Raw genomic sequence first — 16,379 nt, 5'->3', positions numbered from 1 at the left:
TATGAAAATAGTTGCCTTCGGAGCTTCCTACAGTAAACAATCCATTAATAAAAAATTAGCCGGTTTTGTGGCGCATCAATTTGAGAATACAGACATCGAAATTCTTGATTTGAACGATTATGTATTACCCGTTTTTTCGGTTGATGTTGAAAATGAAACTGGACATCCGGAAATTATTCAGGAGTTTATCAAAAAATTAGATAGTGCCGATTTGATTATCATTTCAATGGCGGAACATAACGGAAGCTATACTGCCGCCTTCAAAAATTTATTTGACTGGACATCTCGCGTTAAATTGAATATGTTTGAAAATAAGAAATTGCTTTTACTCTCAACTTCTCCTGGAGGACGAGGCGCCGAAAGTTCATTAAAAACGGCTTTGGAGCGATTCCCGAGACATGGAGCAACCATTTTAAATTCCTATTCATTACCCAATTTTCATCAAAATTTTGATGCAGAAAAAGGAATTGTTCAAGAAGAGAAAAAAGCACAGCTTGTTGAGCTACTCCACCAGATCAAATCGGAATTACTTCACTAATGACCCGTAAGGAATTCTTAAAAATACTTGCCTTTTTTCCATTAATAGGATATGCCATGAATCTAAGGGATTTAAACAAAATGACAGAAAGTTTTCAAAATCAGGACGGAATGAAAATGCCTATGCTGTTTTTGGGACATGGAAGTCCGATGAATGCTATTGAAGAAAATGAATTTGTGCAAGGATTTCGAAATATTGCCACAAAAATCCCCAAACCGAACGCTATTTTGTGTATTTCTGCACATTGGGAAACCAAAGGCACTTTGGTTACTGCCATGCAAAATCCACCAACCATTCACGATTTCGGTGGATTTCCCAAAGCTTTGTTTGATGTCCAATATCCTGCTCCTGGAAGTCCGGAATTGGCCAAAGAAACTCAAAAAATCATCACACAAACCCCAGTTGAATTGGATGATAAATGGGGATTGGATCATGGGGCATGGAGTGTAATCAAACACTTATATCCCAATGCTGATATTCCGGTGATTCAATTGAGTTTGGACTATTATAAGACGCCAAAAGAGCATTATGAATTAGCCAAAGAACTGGATATTTTACGCTATAGAGGTGTTTTAATTATTGGTAGTGGCAATATGGTACACAATTTAAGAATGATGGCTTGGGATCAACTTAATACAGATAATTACAGCTTCGATTGGGCATTGGAAGCCAGTACCAAAATGAAACAATTCATTCTGAATCATGAGCATCAAGAACTGATTCACTATAACAAACAAGGTAAAGCTTTTGAAATGGCCATTCCAACTCCAGAGCATTATCTACCTCTGCTTTATATTTTAGGAATAAAAGATGAAAAAGAAACCATAAGCTTATTCAATGACAAAGCTGTAGCCGGTTCTTTAACAATGACTTCATTAAAAGTTGGATAGTAAAAAAGCCTTGATTTATCAAGGCTTTTAATAGTAATTATTATTTCAATTCGCTAACTGGACCTTCCCATTCGGAAAAACCACCCATTAAATTGTAGGCGGTTTCAAATCCTAATTGATTCATGATGTTGCAAGCTTGAGCACTTCTTCCTCCTGCTTTGCAATACACATAATAATTTTTAGATTTATCCAATTCTTCTACTTGGTAAATGAAACCTTGACCTTTATAAATATCGATATTGATAGCTCCGGGAATAACTCCGTCAAGACATTCGTCCTCTGTTCTAACATCGAGAATAACGGCATTATCGTCTTCCTGAAGTTTAGTCCACCAATCTTCTTGTGTTAAATTCATAGCTTTTTAATTTATACTTCAAAAATACTATGCTTTTATCGAACATCCAATAGCTTTGGTTGTTTTTACTTCTATTTCTTTGCCTTCCAATAAAGAATTTACCGCATTTTCTACATACTTCACTTTTACCGCAGCAGCATCATTATAATTATCATCAATGGCTCCAATATATTTTACAACATTTCCTTCGTTTGTTTTTTGAAGCAAATAGACATGTGGCGTTTTGGTTGCTCCATATTGCGGATAAATTTTCTGACCTTCATCAAACAAATACGGAAAGGTAAATCCTTTTTCTTTGGCACGTTCTTTCATTAATTCAAAACTATCTTTTGGTTGTACCGCCGGATTATTTGGATTAATGGCAATAACCGGATATCCCAATGCTTTGTATTTCTTATCCAAAGCAATGATGCGATCTTCATAAGCCACAGCAAACGGACAGTGATTGCATGTAAAAACTACAATAAATCCTTTAGCATCTTCAAAATCCTTTAAGGATACATTCTTATCGTTGATGTTCTTCAGACTGAAATCGGTTGCTTTATCGCCTACTTGATATCCTGTATTCAGTTTATTTAGGGTAAAAGCACTTAAACCTGCAAATAAAATGGTCAAAGCCAACAATTGTACTGTTTTCATAGTTGTTATTTTAAGATTGTTTTTAATTCATTTTCTAATTCTTCATAAGTAAAAGACCGTTCATAAAACTGACGTGCCTCTTTATTGTAAATTACAGTAGCAGGAATAGAACCTGACCATTCCTTTGCCACTTTTTCAATCCACGAATTCGCATCCGGATCATCCAAATGAATTACTTCCGATTGCAATTTCTTTTTAATCATAAAAGGAATTAAGTTGGTTTCGATTTTCTTTGGCATATCCAAACTCACTAAAATCACTTTTACATTCTTATCCTTATAATTTTTGTTCAACGTTTCAAAATGCGGTAATTCCTTTACACAAGGTAAACACCAAGTTGCCCAGAAATTAATGACATAGGTCGTATTGTCGTTTTTATTCAAAAACTCTTGCAGATTAGTGAAATTGTATGACTTTACTTCTACTCCATTAACAGTGTATACCTTTAGTGGAACTGGCGTTTTCGATGCTGTCTGACCTAATACATTTAGTGACATTATCAATAATAGCAAAACAATGCTTCTCATACTTCTTCAATTAATACCCTAAAAATAGCTATTCAAAAACCGTAAAAAGAAAGATTAACAAAAATTTAATACACATTTGTATATACAAATAAAAAAAGTTCATACATTTGTACATACAAATTTCATAATGATGAAAATTGAAGACGAAATAAAAAGTACTGTGGAATTATCATTAGCAAAAAAAGTATTGCTAAATCTTTCCTATACCCGAAATGTCGTTGGCGATTGTTTTTTAGAAATCCTTAAGCCATATGATTTGTCGGGAGAACAATACAATGTATTACGTATATTAAGAGGTCAAAAAGGAAAACCGGCGAATATGGCCTGCATTCAAGAACGAATGGTGGCCAAAACAAGTAATACTACCCGATTGGTAGACAAATTATTAAACAAAGAATTAGTGATTCGAAAAGTTTGTCCTGATAACCGCAGAAAAATGGAAATTACGATTACCGACAAAGGTTTAGCTGTATTGGCTGAGTTAGATCCTAAAGTAATTGAACACGAAAATGCTTTTGCGGCAAAACTTTCGGCATCAGAATTGCTACAATTAAATGAATTATTAGAAAAATACAGAAGTTAAAAAAATGAGCAAATTTATAGAAAACCAGAATTGGCGTTATGCCACTAAGAAATTTGATGCAACCAAAAAAATTTCTACTGAAGATTTAGAAACATTAAAAGAAGCGATTCGATTGAGTACATCTTCTTATGGATTGCAACCTTACAAGGTATTTATAATTGAAGATCCTGCAACAAGAGAAGCTTTAAAACCAGCATCTTGGAACCAATCTCAAATCACCGAAGCATCACAATTGGTGGTGTTCGCAAATTATACTAAATTAGACGAAACGCTAATTGATAATTATATCGAGAGAATAAGTAAAACAAGAGAAATCCCAACTGATGCTATTCAAGGTTATGGAGATTTCATGAAATCTAAAATTTTAGGATTAACTCCTGAACAACAAGCGGTTTGGACGTCAAAACAAACCTATCTTGCGCTTGGCAATCTTATCAATGCTGCTGCCGAATTAAAAATCGATGCAACTCCAATGGAAGGTTTTGAGCCAGAAAAATATAACGAAATCTTACAATTAAATGATTTAAATTTAAATGCTTCATTAGTGGCAACAATTGGTTACCGTCATGAAGAAGATGTAAATCAGCACGTTAAGAAAGTTCGTAAATCAAAAGAAGAATTATTTATCAATCTATAATTATATTAAATCAAATTAAACATGAGAAATTTAAAATCAATCGCTTTAGCATTAGTAGTGGCTTTAGGAACTTTAACTGCTACTGCTCAAACAACTAAAAAAGTAGACGCTTCAAAGAGTAAAGTACTTTGGTTAGCAAAAAAAGTAGGTGGTCAACACAATGGTGACGTAACTTTAAAAGAAGGTGCTTTAGTTTTCAACGGAAAAAAATTAGTAGGTGGTAACTTCGTAGTTGATATGACTACAATCAACACTACTGATTTACAAGGTGAATGGAAAGGAAAATTAGACGGACACTTAAAAAATGATGACTTCTTCGGTGTTGAAAAATTCCCAACGGCTACATTGGTTTTCAAATCAATTGGTGCAAAATCGAACAATACTTATACTGTAACTGCTGATTTGACTATCAAAGGAATTACTGCTCCTATTACTTTTGACATCGTAGCAAACAAAGGTGTTGCTAATGCAAAATTAATGGTTGATAGAACTAAATACGATATTAAATATGCTTCTAAAAACTTCGGAGCTTTAGCTGACAAAGCTATTGATGACGAATTTGAATTAAAAGTAAATTTAAAATACTAATCAAACTCAAATTTGACCCAAAAACAAGAAGCCAGCTTTACAGCTGGCTTTTTTACATTTTAATTGATTTGCTTCACATTATCTTCCAAAAAAGTATCCATTATCATCAATTTGGGGTCAATTTCGATCGATTCCGGTTTTGAACCCAATGTCATTCTTCCTTTTACTTTATTTCCAGAAATTGGGAATTTTTTAATGATTTGCTTACCGTTATTGTCGTAAAAAGCAACATCAAGTGTTTCATCATTTTTAATCATAGTTTGCTTTCCTTTTCCATCTTCACTGAATTTGGAAATACTGACTTCAAAAGTGATTTCATACCTACCATTTGAATTCATTTTAGTATGAACCGATTCAATTTTTGCCGAATACGTCACAATCTGTTTGAACAACTCATTAATCTTGGCATGCGTAGATTTTGGTGAAACCTTATTAATTTCATTTAGAAAATCACGTGTATCAGCTGCTTTTTTTGGATAAGCATAATGAATCATCAAATTCCGCAGTGCTTTATTGACATTCTTCTCTCCTATTAGCATACACAATTGATGCATGACAACCGTACCTTTGTTATAAGGCAAATGCGGTGTATCATAATGGGTTTTATACAATGGCATTTCGATTACAAAACTGCGGCTACTTAAATACAAATCTTGATGAATTCTTAGTGTTTCTAAAGTACGTTCCCATCCGTGACGCTTTTGGTAAAGCATAATTTCGGTATACATTGCTAACGTTTCTGTTAAGATATAGCCGCCTTCTTTTTCTTCCGGGTTGAACTGACAATTTCCCCACCACTGATGTGATAATTCATGGCCTGCCAATTGATTGATGATATCTTCTTTATCACCACGAGTAATGTCACTATAAAACCCAAAATTTTCTTTCATATAAATCGTAGAAGGATATGCTGTGGCAGCGAAACCTTCGGCAAAAGCAGAAACTTCGGCATATCGAATCGTTTTGTAAGGATACGGCCCAAAATTCTTTTGGCAATAATCCAATGTTTTTTTAGTTGCCGAAATCAGTTCTCCGGTATTTCGTCCATGTCTTTGATCATAATAGATTTCAATTGAAACTCCTTTATAATATTCTTTTTTCATTTCATATTCGGCTGAAGAAAATGCAAAACGAAACGGCATTTTTCCATTGGATTTGTAATGAAAATAATTTCTTCCTTCTGATTTCCACTGGCTCATTAAATCGCCAACACCAACAACAATTTGCTCTTCAGAAGTAGAAACAACTGCATCAAAATCAATAAAATCATACGATTGTGTTTCTTCATCTTCCAATTTCCGGATGGGAGTTTCATCTGGCATATTGCGTTTTTTCCGTTCTTTGGAATTCGTCATTTCATTATCCGTTTGGTAACCCAATCGCGGATAATAATTACTAATACGCATGAACGAACCATTATCAATGATAGAATTGAATGGTGTATGACCTGTAAATGTCGACCAAGAGGAAAAGAACGAAAAACTTACTTTTGTACTTTGACCCGGTGATAGTGGAGTATTTAGTTTGTACCAAAAATGTCCGAATTGCTCCTCATTTGACACCAATTTTGCATTGAAAACAGTGATAGATTTCAATTTGACAGCATTGGTAACATACAAAAGTAAACTGTCTATTGGTTTTTCTGATTTATTAATCAGTTCATAGCTTCCTTCAACTTCATAGCGATTTTCATTTGGATATAAATCAACTTTTGTCTTTACCGAAGTGATGGTTGGTTGTATTAAATCTTCGTATTTTCTGTATTGTTTCTCATATTCTTGTTGCCAATCAAATTGTGCATCAGTTGTCAAATATTCACTTTTTATATTTACTTCGTAAAAAGTATAACTTCCAAAACCCAAAACGAACAAACAACCCAAAATCAATAACATCTTCTGAAATAAATTCAGCTGTACATCTCTAAAAGTTTTGAGAACTGAAGCAGTTCTTTTCCATAAAATACTACCCAAAAACAGTAAAATAAGTGATATTCCGATGCAATAAAGCATTCTAATCAAGAAGGAAAAGGTATATTGACCAAAGCCATTCATATCAAAATAGTCCACTTTCAAAGTATCGGCAAAACGAAACAAAGGATAGGTTACTCCAATCATTTGACCAATTGATGTTGACAATACAATTGCTGCAACGGAAGCTACTACCAATCCTAAATAACGGTTTTGAATAATCGACTGAATTGTCAAAACCAAAATGGAAATCAATACCATTGGTAATCCCAAAAAGTAATAAAGAGCGATGTACAAACCGAAATCAAATGGCGCATTATCATTTACCAATTGAAAAATCATTCCTATTCCAATACCCAATGTTATAAGCATAAAAGGTAAGGCAGAAAGTGCCATTAACTTGGCAATAAAAGTCATTCCAGGTTGGTGTGGTGTTGCTTTTTCCAGTGCCGAAATACCTACTGCTTCACTACGCCAAATGAGTTCGTTGCTATAAAACAGTAGAATCAGAATCATAATTATGGGCAAACGATCCATCAAAGTTGAAATCATTAAACCTGTGGTTGTGATACTTTCAGCCATGCGTCGGCCTCCATCGATTTCATCAGCAATTTCAATAGTTAGTAAACCCGAAAGCATAATTACAATTAATACAAAAGGAATTCCCCTGCAAATCAAAGCCAAATCAATTTTGACAAAACTTTTAATTATGCTTAAATTATGCTTTATCGTATGAAATTCAGTTTCAGGGAATAGTTGCTTTTTATCTATTTTAAAATCCTTTTTACTAGTTTTTGATGTTTTTTTAGCCTTTTCTTTTACTTTTCTGAAAGAAAACAATTGAAATGAAATAAATAAAACCATCAAAGCTATAGCTATCCATAAACTTCTGTTAAAGAGAATATTTCCTGACATCGAAACGATTTGCGTATTTTTTTGAGCAACTGTCCAATATCTGGTTTGTTCAAAATAGGCTGCCAAACCAAATGGATCAATTTTGGCCATCAGACTCATCGCTTCGGGAGTTGCCGGAGAAGCACCTGCAAAAATGGGCGAATTCGAAAATATCGATCCCACTACATACAAAATGTAAATAAACAAGCCTCCAACGTAAATCATCAGCTTACTTCTTGTTAGCCAAGCCAATGCCATTATTACTGACGCAATCAAAAAAACATTCGGAATGGCAAAGACCAAAAACGGAACCACATAGTCCATAATAGAAAAAGGTCCCATCTGTTGTGTTTCCGAAGGGAATAAATGGCCAATCATCACTCCCAACATTAGCATGGCATAAGACAAGCCGCTAATTATAAACACGGATAGAAAACGAGAAAACAGATAATTGAATTTAGAAACCGGAGTAGCATAAATAATAGCATCCAGTTTACTTTCACTGTCTTTCAATTGGGTCTGCGCCACCATGATCGTCATTGAAAAAATAAGTACCAAAGACATCATCCCAGTAAGATAACCAATAATGTAAGGCGAATTATGATTGGTGTTCGCGAAGGAAAAACTACCTCTTGTTGTCACAAAACCCAACAAAAACAACACTAGAAAAGTAGCGTAGAACAAAACATTTCGAGTATGGCAATGCCATTCGAACTGCAACATCTTTCTAAACATAGCATTCAATTTTAGTGTGATTTAACCTTAACTCATTGAAATAAACATCTTCCAATTCTGGAGATTTTAAAGAGAATCCAGAATTTAAATCTTCTTCAGAAAACACATTGACCTGAATTTTACCTGCATACAAACGAGTGGAAATCACATTGTATTCCGTTTTTAATGCTTCAAGGTGTGACTTTTCAACGGTTTTCGTCCAAATCTTACCTTTCAGTGATGCAATAGTTTGAAAAGGATTGCCTTCAACAACTATTTTTCCATTCACTAAAACTGCCATTTTTGTACATAAATCACGAACGTCGTCCACGATATGAGTGGAAAAAATCACAATCTTATCCTCCCCTATTTCACTCAGCAAATTATTAAAACGGTTGCGTTCTTCAGGATCCAAACCGGCTGTAGGCTCATCGACAATAATAATCTTCGGATTTCCCAATAATGCTTGTGCAATACCAAAACGTTGGCGCATTCCGCCTGAAAAAGTATGCACCGCTTTGTCTTTATGCGGCAGTAAATTGGTTTGCTGTAACAAAAAAAGAATTTGTTCATGACGCTCTTTTTTATTCAGAATGCCTTTCAATACTGCTAAATGTTCCAACAATTTATAGGCCGATATTTTAGGATACACACCGAATTCCTGAGGCAGATATCCTAAACATTGACGGATAGAATCCGGATTCTGAAGAATATCCACACCATTGAATTCAATTGTTCCATTATCTGGTAATTGTAAACCTGCAATGGTTCTCATAAAAGAGGATTTACCTGCACCGTTTGGCCCTAATAAGCCAAACATTCCGTTGCTGATTTCAAGCGAAAGACCATCAATCGCTTTTACTCCATTTCCATATGTTTTATGGAGATTTTTGATTACTAAACTGTTCATTTTCTGATGATTTTGATGATTATTGATTGAAAATTATATAATTCTGTTTTAAAAAAATTAAGCAAAAGAATCCCTGTCGGTCAAAAAAACCGATACTTTAAATCCAATCTGCTAAAAAATTATTCGCTGGTATATTCTAAGACATCGCCCGGCTGACAATCCAAGGCTTTACAAATCGCTTCAAGGGTTTCAAACCGGATACCTTTTGCCTTTCCCGTCTTCAGAATTGATAAATTAGCTGGAGTAATTCCAAGAATTTCTGCCAATTCCTTCGATTGCATTTTACGCTTAGCCAGCATTACATCTACATTTACTATAATTGGCATACTTTAAATATATAAGTCCTGTTCGTTTTGCAAATTCACACCCTGTTGAAAAATAGCAGCCATAAAAAAGATGAAAACCCCCATTATTGCATGTGCAACAATCATAGCAAAAAACGGAAAATCTTCAATACTAAAAAGTGACCAGATCACTATTGCAACAGGATACAATACTAAATTGAATCGATAAAACTGTTTTAAATTTTTCAATCCGGCATTAGTAAACAAACGTTCCTGCTTAAACGTTTTAAACACACTTCCCAATACCCAAAAAAACAAACCATAAAGCAATAAACCCAATACCATTTCTGCCACATAAGCAACAGTATATTCTGATCCCAAAAGAAAATGACGGGATGAAAAAGGAAAGTTAATAGCAAAGCGATTCTTCTCCATGATTTCGAAAAAAGGTCCAGCAAAAACACAGTTTATCAAGGCATAAATTGCCGTAATTAAATAAAAAACAGCTGCAATTCTTACAATTACAAATAAAAAAGAAGCGATAACACGGACGAGTTTCATTGGTTCTCAATTTAAATATTCAAAGCAAATGTAATAATTAATTATCGTAAAACAATAATTTTTTATCTTATTTATATATTTCAAGTAGAACACATCATTCAGCCTTATATTTTTTTTATAAAAAAACTTGCATATTCAAAAATAATTTCTATAAATTTGTAACGTTACATAACAACAACAAAATGAAAAACATTTTAAACAATACTTGGTGGTGGAATTACTTACGTCGAAAATCGTGAGCGAATCCTCCTATCTGTATATTTAAAACCAAAATAGATAAAAAGGCTTGTCAATCACGACAAGCCTTTTTTTATTCTCAAAACTGAAACATTATGAAATATAAATTACATACTTACCACAAACAAATTCTAGCCGATACCATTACGCCGGTAAGTATTTATTTGAAAATACGCGACAAATTCCCGAATAGTCTTTTGCTTGAAAGTAATGACTATCATAGCAATGAGAATAGTTTTTCGTACATCTGCTGCAATCCGATGGCTAGTATAAGAATCGAAAACGAAAGCATTTCTGTGACACTTCCTGATGGAAGCACAACTATGAAACAAATTGAAAACCAAACCAATGTTACAGAAAGCATTCAGGAATTTGCTTCGCGTTTTGAAACCGAAAGAAATGATTTTAAATTCATAACCAATGGTTTATTCGGGTTTACCAGTTATGATGCTGTGCGTTATTTCGAAAAAGTAAGCATTACCAAAAGAAGCAGCGATTTACAAATTCCGGATCTGTATTATGCTGTTTATCAAAACATCATTGCCATTAATCATTTCAAAAATGAAGCTTATATTTTCTGTCATAGTATTGACAATCAGAACAACATTGCAGAAATAGAACAATTAATCCAATCTAAAAATTTCGCTTCCTATTCGTTTGTCAAAGAAGGCGAATCTGTTTCCAACTTAACCGATGCAGATTTCAAAAGCAATGTTGCTTTAGCCAAAAAGCATTGTCAGCGCGGTGATGTATTCCAGTTGGTTTTATCCAGACGTTTTACACAAGGTTTCAAAGGCGATGAATTCAATGTGTACCGAGCTTTACGAAGCATCAACCCTTCTCCGTATTTATTCTTTTTCGATTATGGCAATTTCAAAATCATGGGATCATCACCTGAGGCACAATTAGTCATCAACAACAGAAAAGCTGAAATTCATCCCATAGCAGGAACCTTCAAACGAACGGGAAATGATGAACAAGATGCTATTTTGGCCAAACAATTATCTGAAGATCCAAAAGAAAACAGCGAACACATCATGTTAGTTGACTTAGCAAGAAACGATTTAAGTAGAAACGGACATCATGTAGAAGTGGAGAAATACAGAGAAGTACAATTCTTTTCCCATGTGATTCATTTGGTTTCCAAAGTGAGCAGTCAATTGCATGAGAACACCTCAACAATGCAAGTGGTAGCCAATACATTTCCAGCAGGAACACTTTCCGGAGCACCAAAACACAACGCTTTACAACTCATTGAATCGATTGAAAACACCAACCGAAATTTCTATGGAGGAGCGATTGGTTTTATGGATTTTGATGGTAATTTTAACCACGCCATCATGATTCGCACCTTTTTGAGTAAAAATCATCAGTTGCATTATCAAGCAGGAGCTGGAATAGTTGTCGATTCGAGTGAAGAAAGCGAAATGCAGGAAGTATATAATAAGCTGGGCGCATTGAACAAAGCTTTAGAATTAGCGGAAACCATTTAGTAATTAGTTACAGTAACAAAACGAGTAAAAAAATGAAAAAAATAGTAGTCATAGACAATTACGATAGCTTCACTTATAATTTAGTGCATTATCTAGAAGATTTAAACTGTGAAGTTACCGTTTTCCGTAATGATGAATTTTATATTGATGAACTGAAATCTTTTGATAAAATCTTGTTATCACCAGGACCGGGAATTCCTGATGAGGCAGGTTTGTTGAAAGAAGTCATTTCAACTTACGCACCAACCAAAAGTATTCTCGGTGTTTGTCTTGGCCAACAAGCCATTGGAGAAGTATTTGGTGGAAGTTTACTCAACCTTGAAAAAGTCTATCATGGTGTGGCAACCAAAGTCAGTATCACCGTTCCCGATGAAGTACTTTTCCAAGGTTTAGACAACGAAATCGAAGTGGGACGCTATCATTCGTGGGTAGTTTCCAAAGTCAATTTTCCAGAAACACTTGAAATCACTTCGGTAGATGGCAACGGAGAAATTATGTCATTACGACATAAAACCTTCGATGTGAGAGGTGTGCAATACCACCCGGAAAGCGTTCTTACACCCGATGGGAAGCAAATTCTGCAGAATTGGGTTAACTCTTGAGTCCATAGCTCTTAGTCCTTAGTCTATAGTAGTTAGTACTTAGTCAAAGTGACTCGCAATTAGCGAAACATAATTAAAATAATAATTAAGGATAGTAAAATTACTAGCCCTGGGCTTTTACATCCTTACACTAAACACCAAAACAACGATGAAAACGATATTAAACCGATTGATACAACACGAAACGCTGACTAGGGAAGAAGCGAAGCAGACATTGGTCAACATTTCCAACGGGCAATACAATCCGGCGCAGATAGCCAGTTTTTTAACCGTGTACATGATGCGAAGCATTACCATTGAAGAACTTGCCGGATTTAGAGAAGCCTTACTAGAACTTTGCGTTGCCATCAATTTGTCGGAATACAATACGATTGATTTATGCGGGACCGGGGGTGATGGAAAAAACACCTTCAACATTTCGACATTGGCATCATTTGTAGCGGCAGGAGCCGGAATACAAGTGGCCAAGCACGGTAATTACGGCGTTTCTTCCATATCAGGATCGAGCAATGTTATGGAAAGTTTAGGTGTTCAATTCAGTAACGACAGTGATTTCCTTAGAAAGTGCATGGACGAAGCCGGGATCTGTGTATTGCATGCTCCCCTCTTCCATCCTGCGATGAAAAACGTAGCACCAATACGTAAAGAATTGGCAGTAAAAACCTTTTTCAACATGTTAGGACCGATGGTGAATCCAAGTTTCCCAAAGCATCAGTTGGTAGGCGTATTCAGTTTAGAATTGGCACGAATGTATGCGTATTTGTATCAAAACACAGCCACCAACTTCACTATTCTACACAGTTTGGATGGGTACGATGAGATTTCATTGACTGGAACTACCAAAATCATCTCCAAAAACTATGAACAATTATTGAAACCGGAAGACTTTCAGTTGAAAAAATTGGAGGAAAATGACATTTTAGGCGGAATAACCGTTGAGAAATCGGCAGCACTCTTTTTGGATATCTTATCAGGAAAAGGCACCGAAGCCCAAAACAATGTGGTTTGCGCCAATGCAGGAATGGCTATTGCTACGGTCAAAAACATTCCGATAACGGAAGGAATTGCATTAGCAAAGGAAAGTCTGCTAAGTGGAAAAGCACTGGAGAAATTGAAGAAGTTACAGCAGTTAAGTTATAAATTATAAGTTATGAATTATGAGTTATACGTTTTGATGGCTCCACAACAGGCAACAGAGGTTCAACAAGCGGCAACATTGGTTCCACAACAGACACTAGAGGCTCCACAAGCGGTAACATTGGCTCCACAACAGGAAACAGAGGCTCCACAAGCGGCACTATTGATTCCACAATAGGCAACAGAGGCTCCACAAGCAGCAATATTGGCTCAACAAACAACAGTGAATACTACAATTTAATAAAAAGACATCATGACCATACTAGATACAATAATAGCAGATAAAAAGAGAGAAGTTCAACTCAAGAAACAGCTGATTCCGGTTGCACAATTGGAAAATTCGGTACTTTTTGGAGCGAGAACACAATCATTAAGCAAAAATCTACGTCATAATTTGATTGGAATAATCGCCGAGCACAAGCGTCGTTCACCGTCGAAGTCGGTAATTAATAATGCGTTTTCGGTAGAAGAAGTCGTTATTGGCTATCAGAATGCCGGTGCATCAGGGGTATCCGTATTGACAGATGGAAAATATTTTGGAGGCTCATTAGACGATTTGCTTTTAGCCAAAGCCTCGGTAACCATTCCTTTATTGCGAAAAGAATTCATTGTTGATGAATATCAAATTTTAGAAGCCAAAGCCCATGGAGCCGATGCTATTTTATTGATTGCATCAGTTTTAACCAGAGCGGAGATTAAGCACTTGTCAGAATTTGCCCAATCGTTAGGTTTAGAAGTACTATTGGAAGTTCACAATAGAGAAGAACTTGAAAAATCCATTATGTCAAGTTTGGATATGATTGGTGTTAACAACCGCAGTTTGAAAACCTTTGAAGTCAGTTTGGATACCAGCAAACAACTTGCTGCATATATTCCGGATGAATTTGTAAAAGTATCGGAAAGCGGAATCCATTCGACCAGTGCCATTTCCGAATTACAACCCTTCGGCTACCAAGGCTTCTTGATAGGCGAGCATTTCATGAAAACCGAAAACCCAGCAAAAGCAGCGAAAGAATTCATAACCGTTTTAATTTCCTAAGCCATGAAAGTAAAAGTATGTGGTATGAAATACGAAAAAAACATTCAGGAGGTAGCGCAGTTAAAGCCTGATTACATGGGTTTTATCTTTTACGAAAAATCGCCCCGATATTTTGACGGATACCTTCCCATTCTGCCAGCAACGACACAAAAAATTGGCGTTTTTGTAGATGCCTATTTGGATGATATTTTAGACAAAGTACGTCGCTACAATTTGCAATATGTTCAATTACATGGTAAGGAGACACCCGATTTTTGTAGGCTATTTCAACAAACCGAGGTTAAAGTCATCAAAGTATTTTCGGTAGGAGACACCTTCGATTTTGAAGCCATCAAGCCCTATGAAAACGTATGCGATTACTTTCTGTTTGATACCAAAGGCAGCAACCACGGCGGTAATGGCATTCCATTCAATTGGCAAATCTTAGAAAAATATCCATCGGCGAAACCCTTTTTTTTGAGTGGAGGCATTGGAATTGAAGATATTAAAGCCATACAAGCGATGCCCTTACCTATACATGCGATAGACGTGAATAGCAAATTCGAAATTGAACCAGGATTAAAAAACACACCACTTTTAAAACAATTACAAAATGAAATATCAAGTTAATGAAAAAGGATTTTATGGTGAATTCGGGGGTGCCTTTATACCCGAAATGCTTTATCCAAACGTAAAAGAGTTGCGTGAACAGTACCTTGAAATTATTGCGAAATCCGATTTTCAGGAGGAATTCCAACAATTATTAAAAGATTATGTGGGAAGGCCTACTCCACTCTATTTTGCAGAACGTTTATCCTCCAAATACCATACAAAAATCTATTTAAAGAGAGAAGATTTATGCCATACCGGAGCGCATAAAATCAACAACACCATTGGACAGATATTATTGGCTAAGCGATTGGGTAAAACCCGTATTATAGCCGAAACAGGAGCCGGTCAGCATGGTGTGGCCACAGCTACAGTATGCGCTTTGATGGGATTGCAATGTATTGTTTATATGGGAGCAGTAGACATAGAACGCCAAGCACCCAATGTAGCACGAATGAAAATGTTAGGCGCTGAAGTACGTCCCGCCACATCAGGCTCTAAAACCTTAAAAGATGCAACCAACGAAGCCATTAGAGATTGGATTAACAATCCGATTGACACCTTTTATATCATCGGTTCGGTGGTTGGACCTCATCCTTATCCGGACATGGTAGCTAAGTTTCAAAGCATCATATCTGAGGAAATCAAGGCCCAATTACAAGAAAAAGAAGGCAAAGAAAACCCAGATTATGTAATTGCTTGTGTGGGTGGAGGCAGCAATGCGGCAGGTGCCTTTTATCATTTTTTAGATGAAGAAAAAGTACAGCTAATTGCAGTAGAAGCGGCAGGAAAAGGTATAAACACAGGAGAAAGTGCGGCTACTTCGGTACTTGGTAAAATAGGAATTATCCATGGAAGCAAGACATTATTGATGCAATCCGAAGATGGACAGATTACCGAGCCGTATTCTATTTCGGCAGGATTGGATTATCCCGGCGTTGGTCCGTTACATGCTCATCTGCACGCAACAGCAAGAGCACAATTTATAGCTATAACCGATGCAGAAGCTATGGAAGCCGGTTTGAATTTATGCAAAACAGAAGGTATTATACCGGCAATCGAAAGTTCGCATGCTTTGGCGGTACTTGATCAGCAACAATTCAAAGAAAATGACATTGTGGTCATCAACTTATCCGGTCGAGGTGACAAAGATTTGAATACCTATATCAACTATTTTGGTTTTTGAATTCACCCAA

19 protein-coding genes are annotated in these 16,379 nt (G+C 35.8%); 12 read left to right on the top strand and 7 right to left on the bottom strand.

Features of this window, described 5'->3' with window-relative positions:
• Position 1 precedes the first annotated feature (1 nt).
• Both ACS8MM_RS00315 and ygiD read left to right on the top strand, forming a co-directional pair.
• A complete protein-coding gene (locus tag ACS8MM_RS00315; RefSeq protein WP_379711853.1) occupies positions 2–538 on the top strand; it encodes an NADPH-dependent FMN reductase in 537 nt (178 codons plus the stop codon).
• Positions 538–1,428, top strand: coding sequence for a 4,5-DOPA dioxygenase extradiol (ygiD, locus tag ACS8MM_RS00310; protein WP_379711851.1), 891 nt, complete (start codon positions 538–540; stop codon positions 1,426–1,428). The genes ACS8MM_RS00315 and ygiD overlap by 1 nt, the downstream gene beginning before the upstream one ends.
• Positions 1,429–1,468: 40 nt before the next feature.
• Here ygiD and ACS8MM_RS00305 read toward each other — a convergent pair whose 3' ends face one another.
• From ACS8MM_RS00305 to ACS8MM_RS00295, 3 genes are read right to left on the bottom strand one after another with little or no spacing between them, the layout of a single operon-like run.
• The gene (locus ACS8MM_RS00305; protein ID WP_379711849.1) at positions 1,469–1,783 is read right to left on the bottom strand and encodes a rhodanese-like domain-containing protein; all 315 of its coding nucleotides are present in this window, start codon (positions 1,781–1,783) and stop codon (positions 1,469–1,471) included.
• A 27-nt stretch (positions 1,784–1,810) separates the two neighbouring features.
• Positions 1,811–2,422: a thioredoxin family protein gene (locus ACS8MM_RS00300; RefSeq protein ID WP_379711847.1), complete on the bottom strand. Its 612-nt coding sequence runs from the start codon at positions 2,420–2,422 to the stop codon at positions 1,811–1,813.
• Between the two features lie 5 nt (positions 2,423–2,427).
• Positions 2,428–2,949, bottom strand: coding sequence for a TlpA family protein disulfide reductase (locus ACS8MM_RS00295; protein WP_379711845.1), 522 nt, complete (start codon positions 2,947–2,949; stop codon positions 2,428–2,430).
• Positions 2,950–3,079: 130 nt separating this feature from the next.
• Here ACS8MM_RS00295 and ACS8MM_RS00290 point away from each other — a divergent pair, with 130 nt between their 5' ends.
• The 3 genes from ACS8MM_RS00290 to ACS8MM_RS00280 are packed head-to-tail and all read left to right on the top strand — an operon-like array spanning position 3,080 to position 4,757.
• Positions 3,080–3,532, top strand: coding sequence for a MarR family winged helix-turn-helix transcriptional regulator (locus ACS8MM_RS00290; RefSeq protein ID WP_379714972.1), 453 nt, complete (start codon positions 3,080–3,082; stop codon positions 3,530–3,532).
• Positions 3,533–3,536: 4 nt separating this feature from the next.
• A complete protein-coding gene (locus ACS8MM_RS00285) occupies positions 3,537–4,169 on the top strand; it encodes an NAD(P)H-dependent oxidoreductase (protein WP_379711843.1) in 633 nt (210 codons plus the stop codon).
• A 21-nt stretch (positions 4,170–4,190) separates the two neighbouring features.
• Positions 4,191–4,757, top strand: a complete 567-nt coding sequence (locus tag ACS8MM_RS00280; protein ID WP_379711841.1) for a YceI family protein — start codon at positions 4,191–4,193, stop codon at positions 4,755–4,757.
• 59 nt (positions 4,758–4,816) lie between these two features.
• Here the strand turns inward: ACS8MM_RS00280 and ACS8MM_RS00275 are convergent, their stop codons facing one another.
• From ACS8MM_RS00275 to ACS8MM_RS00260, 4 genes are all read right to left on the bottom strand, one after another.
• A complete protein-coding gene (locus tag ACS8MM_RS00275; protein WP_379711839.1) occupies positions 4,817–8,353 on the bottom strand; it encodes a M1 family aminopeptidase in 3,537 nt (1,178 codons plus the stop codon).
• The gene (locus tag ACS8MM_RS00270) at positions 8,346–9,242 is read right to left on the bottom strand and encodes an ABC transporter ATP-binding protein (RefSeq protein WP_379711837.1); all 897 of its coding nucleotides are present in this window, start codon (positions 9,240–9,242) and stop codon (positions 8,346–8,348) included. Before ACS8MM_RS00270 ends, ACS8MM_RS00275 begins: the two co-directional genes overlap by 8 nt.
• 119 nt (positions 9,243–9,361) lie before the next feature.
• A complete protein-coding gene (locus ACS8MM_RS00265) occupies positions 9,362–9,568 on the bottom strand; it encodes a helix-turn-helix domain-containing protein (protein WP_379711835.1) in 207 nt (68 codons plus the stop codon).
• A gap of 3 nt (positions 9,569–9,571) precedes the next feature.
• Positions 9,572–10,087, bottom strand: coding sequence for a DUF2975 domain-containing protein (locus ACS8MM_RS00260; protein ID WP_379711833.1), 516 nt, complete (start codon positions 10,085–10,087; stop codon positions 9,572–9,574).
• A 332-nt stretch (positions 10,088–10,419) separates the two neighbouring features.
• Here ACS8MM_RS00260 and ACS8MM_RS00255 point away from each other — a divergent pair, with 332 nt between their 5' ends.
• From ACS8MM_RS00255 to trpB, 7 genes are all read left to right on the top strand, one after another.
• The gene (locus ACS8MM_RS00255; protein ID WP_379711831.1) at positions 10,420–11,817 is read left to right on the top strand and encodes an anthranilate synthase component I family protein; all 1,398 of its coding nucleotides are present in this window, start codon (positions 10,420–10,422) and stop codon (positions 11,815–11,817) included.
• A gap of 32 nt (positions 11,818–11,849) precedes the next feature.
• Positions 11,850–12,419, top strand: coding sequence for an anthranilate synthase component II (locus ACS8MM_RS00250; protein WP_379711829.1), 570 nt, complete (start codon positions 11,850–11,852; stop codon positions 12,417–12,419).
• A 148-nt stretch (positions 12,420–12,567) separates the two neighbouring features.
• Positions 12,568–13,566: an anthranilate phosphoribosyltransferase gene (trpD, locus tag ACS8MM_RS00245; RefSeq protein ID WP_379711827.1), complete on the top strand. Its 999-nt coding sequence runs from the start codon at positions 12,568–12,570 to the stop codon at positions 13,564–13,566.
• Positions 13,567–13,569: 3 nt separating this feature from the next.
• On the top strand, positions 13,570–13,734 hold the full coding sequence (locus ACS8MM_RS00240) for a hypothetical protein (protein WP_379711825.1): 165 nt from the start codon (positions 13,570–13,572) through the stop codon (positions 13,732–13,734).
• Positions 13,735–13,809: 75 nt separating this feature from the next.
• Complete coding sequence (gene trpC, locus ACS8MM_RS00235; RefSeq protein ID WP_379711823.1) at positions 13,810–14,595, top strand: indole-3-glycerol phosphate synthase TrpC; 786 nt, start codon at positions 13,810–13,812, stop codon at positions 14,593–14,595.
• A gap of 3 nt (positions 14,596–14,598) precedes the next feature.
• The gene (locus tag ACS8MM_RS00230) at positions 14,599–15,204 is read left to right on the top strand and encodes a phosphoribosylanthranilate isomerase (protein WP_379711821.1); all 606 of its coding nucleotides are present in this window, start codon (positions 14,599–14,601) and stop codon (positions 15,202–15,204) included.
• Entirely contained in the window at positions 15,188–16,369 is a 1,182-nt protein-coding gene (gene trpB / locus ACS8MM_RS00225; protein ID WP_379711819.1) for a tryptophan synthase subunit beta, read from the top strand. The genes ACS8MM_RS00230 and trpB overlap by 17 nt, the downstream gene beginning before the upstream one ends.
• Positions 16,370–16,379 lie beyond the last annotated feature (10 nt).

Origin of the sequence: Flavobacterium sp. MAHUQ-57 (genome assembly GCF_051908335.1) — a bacterium.
In the GTDB taxonomy this organism is placed as follows: Bacteria; Bacteroidota; Bacteroidia; order Flavobacteriales; family Flavobacteriaceae; genus Flavobacterium.
The sequence above is the reverse complement of the archived record's forward strand: the minus strand, read 5'-3'. Positions and strand labels throughout refer to the sequence as shown.

Excerpts from the sequence above, each read along its gene's own strand:
- trpC (WP_379711823.1), top strand. The coding sequence starts at position 13,810 with ATGACCATACTAGATACAATAATAGCAGATAAAAAGAGAGAAGTTCAA.
- ACS8MM_RS00315 (WP_379711853.1), top strand. The coding sequence starts at position 2 with ATGAAAATAGTTGCCTTCGGAGCTTCCTACAGTAAACAATCCATTAAT.
- ACS8MM_RS00260 (WP_379711833.1), bottom strand. The coding sequence starts at position 10,087 with ATGAAACTCGTCCGTGTTATCGCTTCTTTTTTATTTGTAATTGTAAGA.
- ACS8MM_RS00290 (WP_379714972.1), top strand. The coding sequence starts at position 3,080 with ATGAAAATTGAAGACGAAATAAAAAGTACTGTGGAATTATCATTAGCA.
- ACS8MM_RS00250 (WP_379711829.1), top strand. The coding sequence starts at position 11,850 with ATGAAAAAAATAGTAGTCATAGACAATTACGATAGCTTCACTTATAAT.
- ACS8MM_RS00280 (WP_379711841.1), top strand. The coding sequence starts at position 4,191 with ATGAGAAATTTAAAATCAATCGCTTTAGCATTAGTAGTGGCTTTAGGA.
- trpD (WP_379711827.1), top strand. The coding sequence starts at position 12,568 with ATGAAAACGATATTAAACCGATTGATACAACACGAAACGCTGACTAGG.
- ACS8MM_RS00275 (WP_379711839.1), bottom strand. The coding sequence starts at position 8,353 with ATGTTTAGAAAGATGTTGCAGTTCGAATGGCATTGCCATACTCGAAAT.
- ACS8MM_RS00255 (WP_379711831.1), top strand. The coding sequence starts at position 10,420 with ATGAAATATAAATTACATACTTACCACAAACAAATTCTAGCCGATACC.
- ACS8MM_RS00265 (WP_379711835.1), bottom strand. The coding sequence starts at position 9,568 with ATGCCAATTATAGTAAATGTAGATGTAATGCTGGCTAAGCGTAAAATG.
- ACS8MM_RS00285 (WP_379711843.1), top strand. The coding sequence starts at position 3,537 with ATGAGCAAATTTATAGAAAACCAGAATTGGCGTTATGCCACTAAGAAA.
- ACS8MM_RS00295 (WP_379711845.1), bottom strand. The coding sequence starts at position 2,949 with ATGAGAAGCATTGTTTTGCTATTATTGATAATGTCACTAAATGTATTA.
- ACS8MM_RS00230 (WP_379711821.1), top strand. The coding sequence starts at position 14,599 with ATGAAAGTAAAAGTATGTGGTATGAAATACGAAAAAAACATTCAGGAG.
- trpB (WP_379711819.1), top strand. The coding sequence starts at position 15,188 with ATGAAATATCAAGTTAATGAAAAAGGATTTTATGGTGAATTCGGGGGT.
- ACS8MM_RS00270 (WP_379711837.1), bottom strand. The coding sequence starts at position 9,242 with ATGAACAGTTTAGTAATCAAAAATCTCCATAAAACATATGGAAATGGA.
- ACS8MM_RS00240 (WP_379711825.1), top strand. The coding sequence starts at position 13,570 with ATGAATTATGAGTTATACGTTTTGATGGCTCCACAACAGGCAACAGAG.
- ACS8MM_RS00305 (WP_379711849.1), bottom strand. The coding sequence starts at position 1,783 with ATGAATTTAACACAAGAAGATTGGTGGACTAAACTTCAGGAAGACGAT.
- ACS8MM_RS00300 (WP_379711847.1), bottom strand. The coding sequence starts at position 2,422 with ATGAAAACAGTACAATTGTTGGCTTTGACCATTTTATTTGCAGGTTTA.
- ygiD (WP_379711851.1), top strand. The coding sequence starts at position 538 with ATGACCCGTAAGGAATTCTTAAAAATACTTGCCTTTTTTCCATTAATA.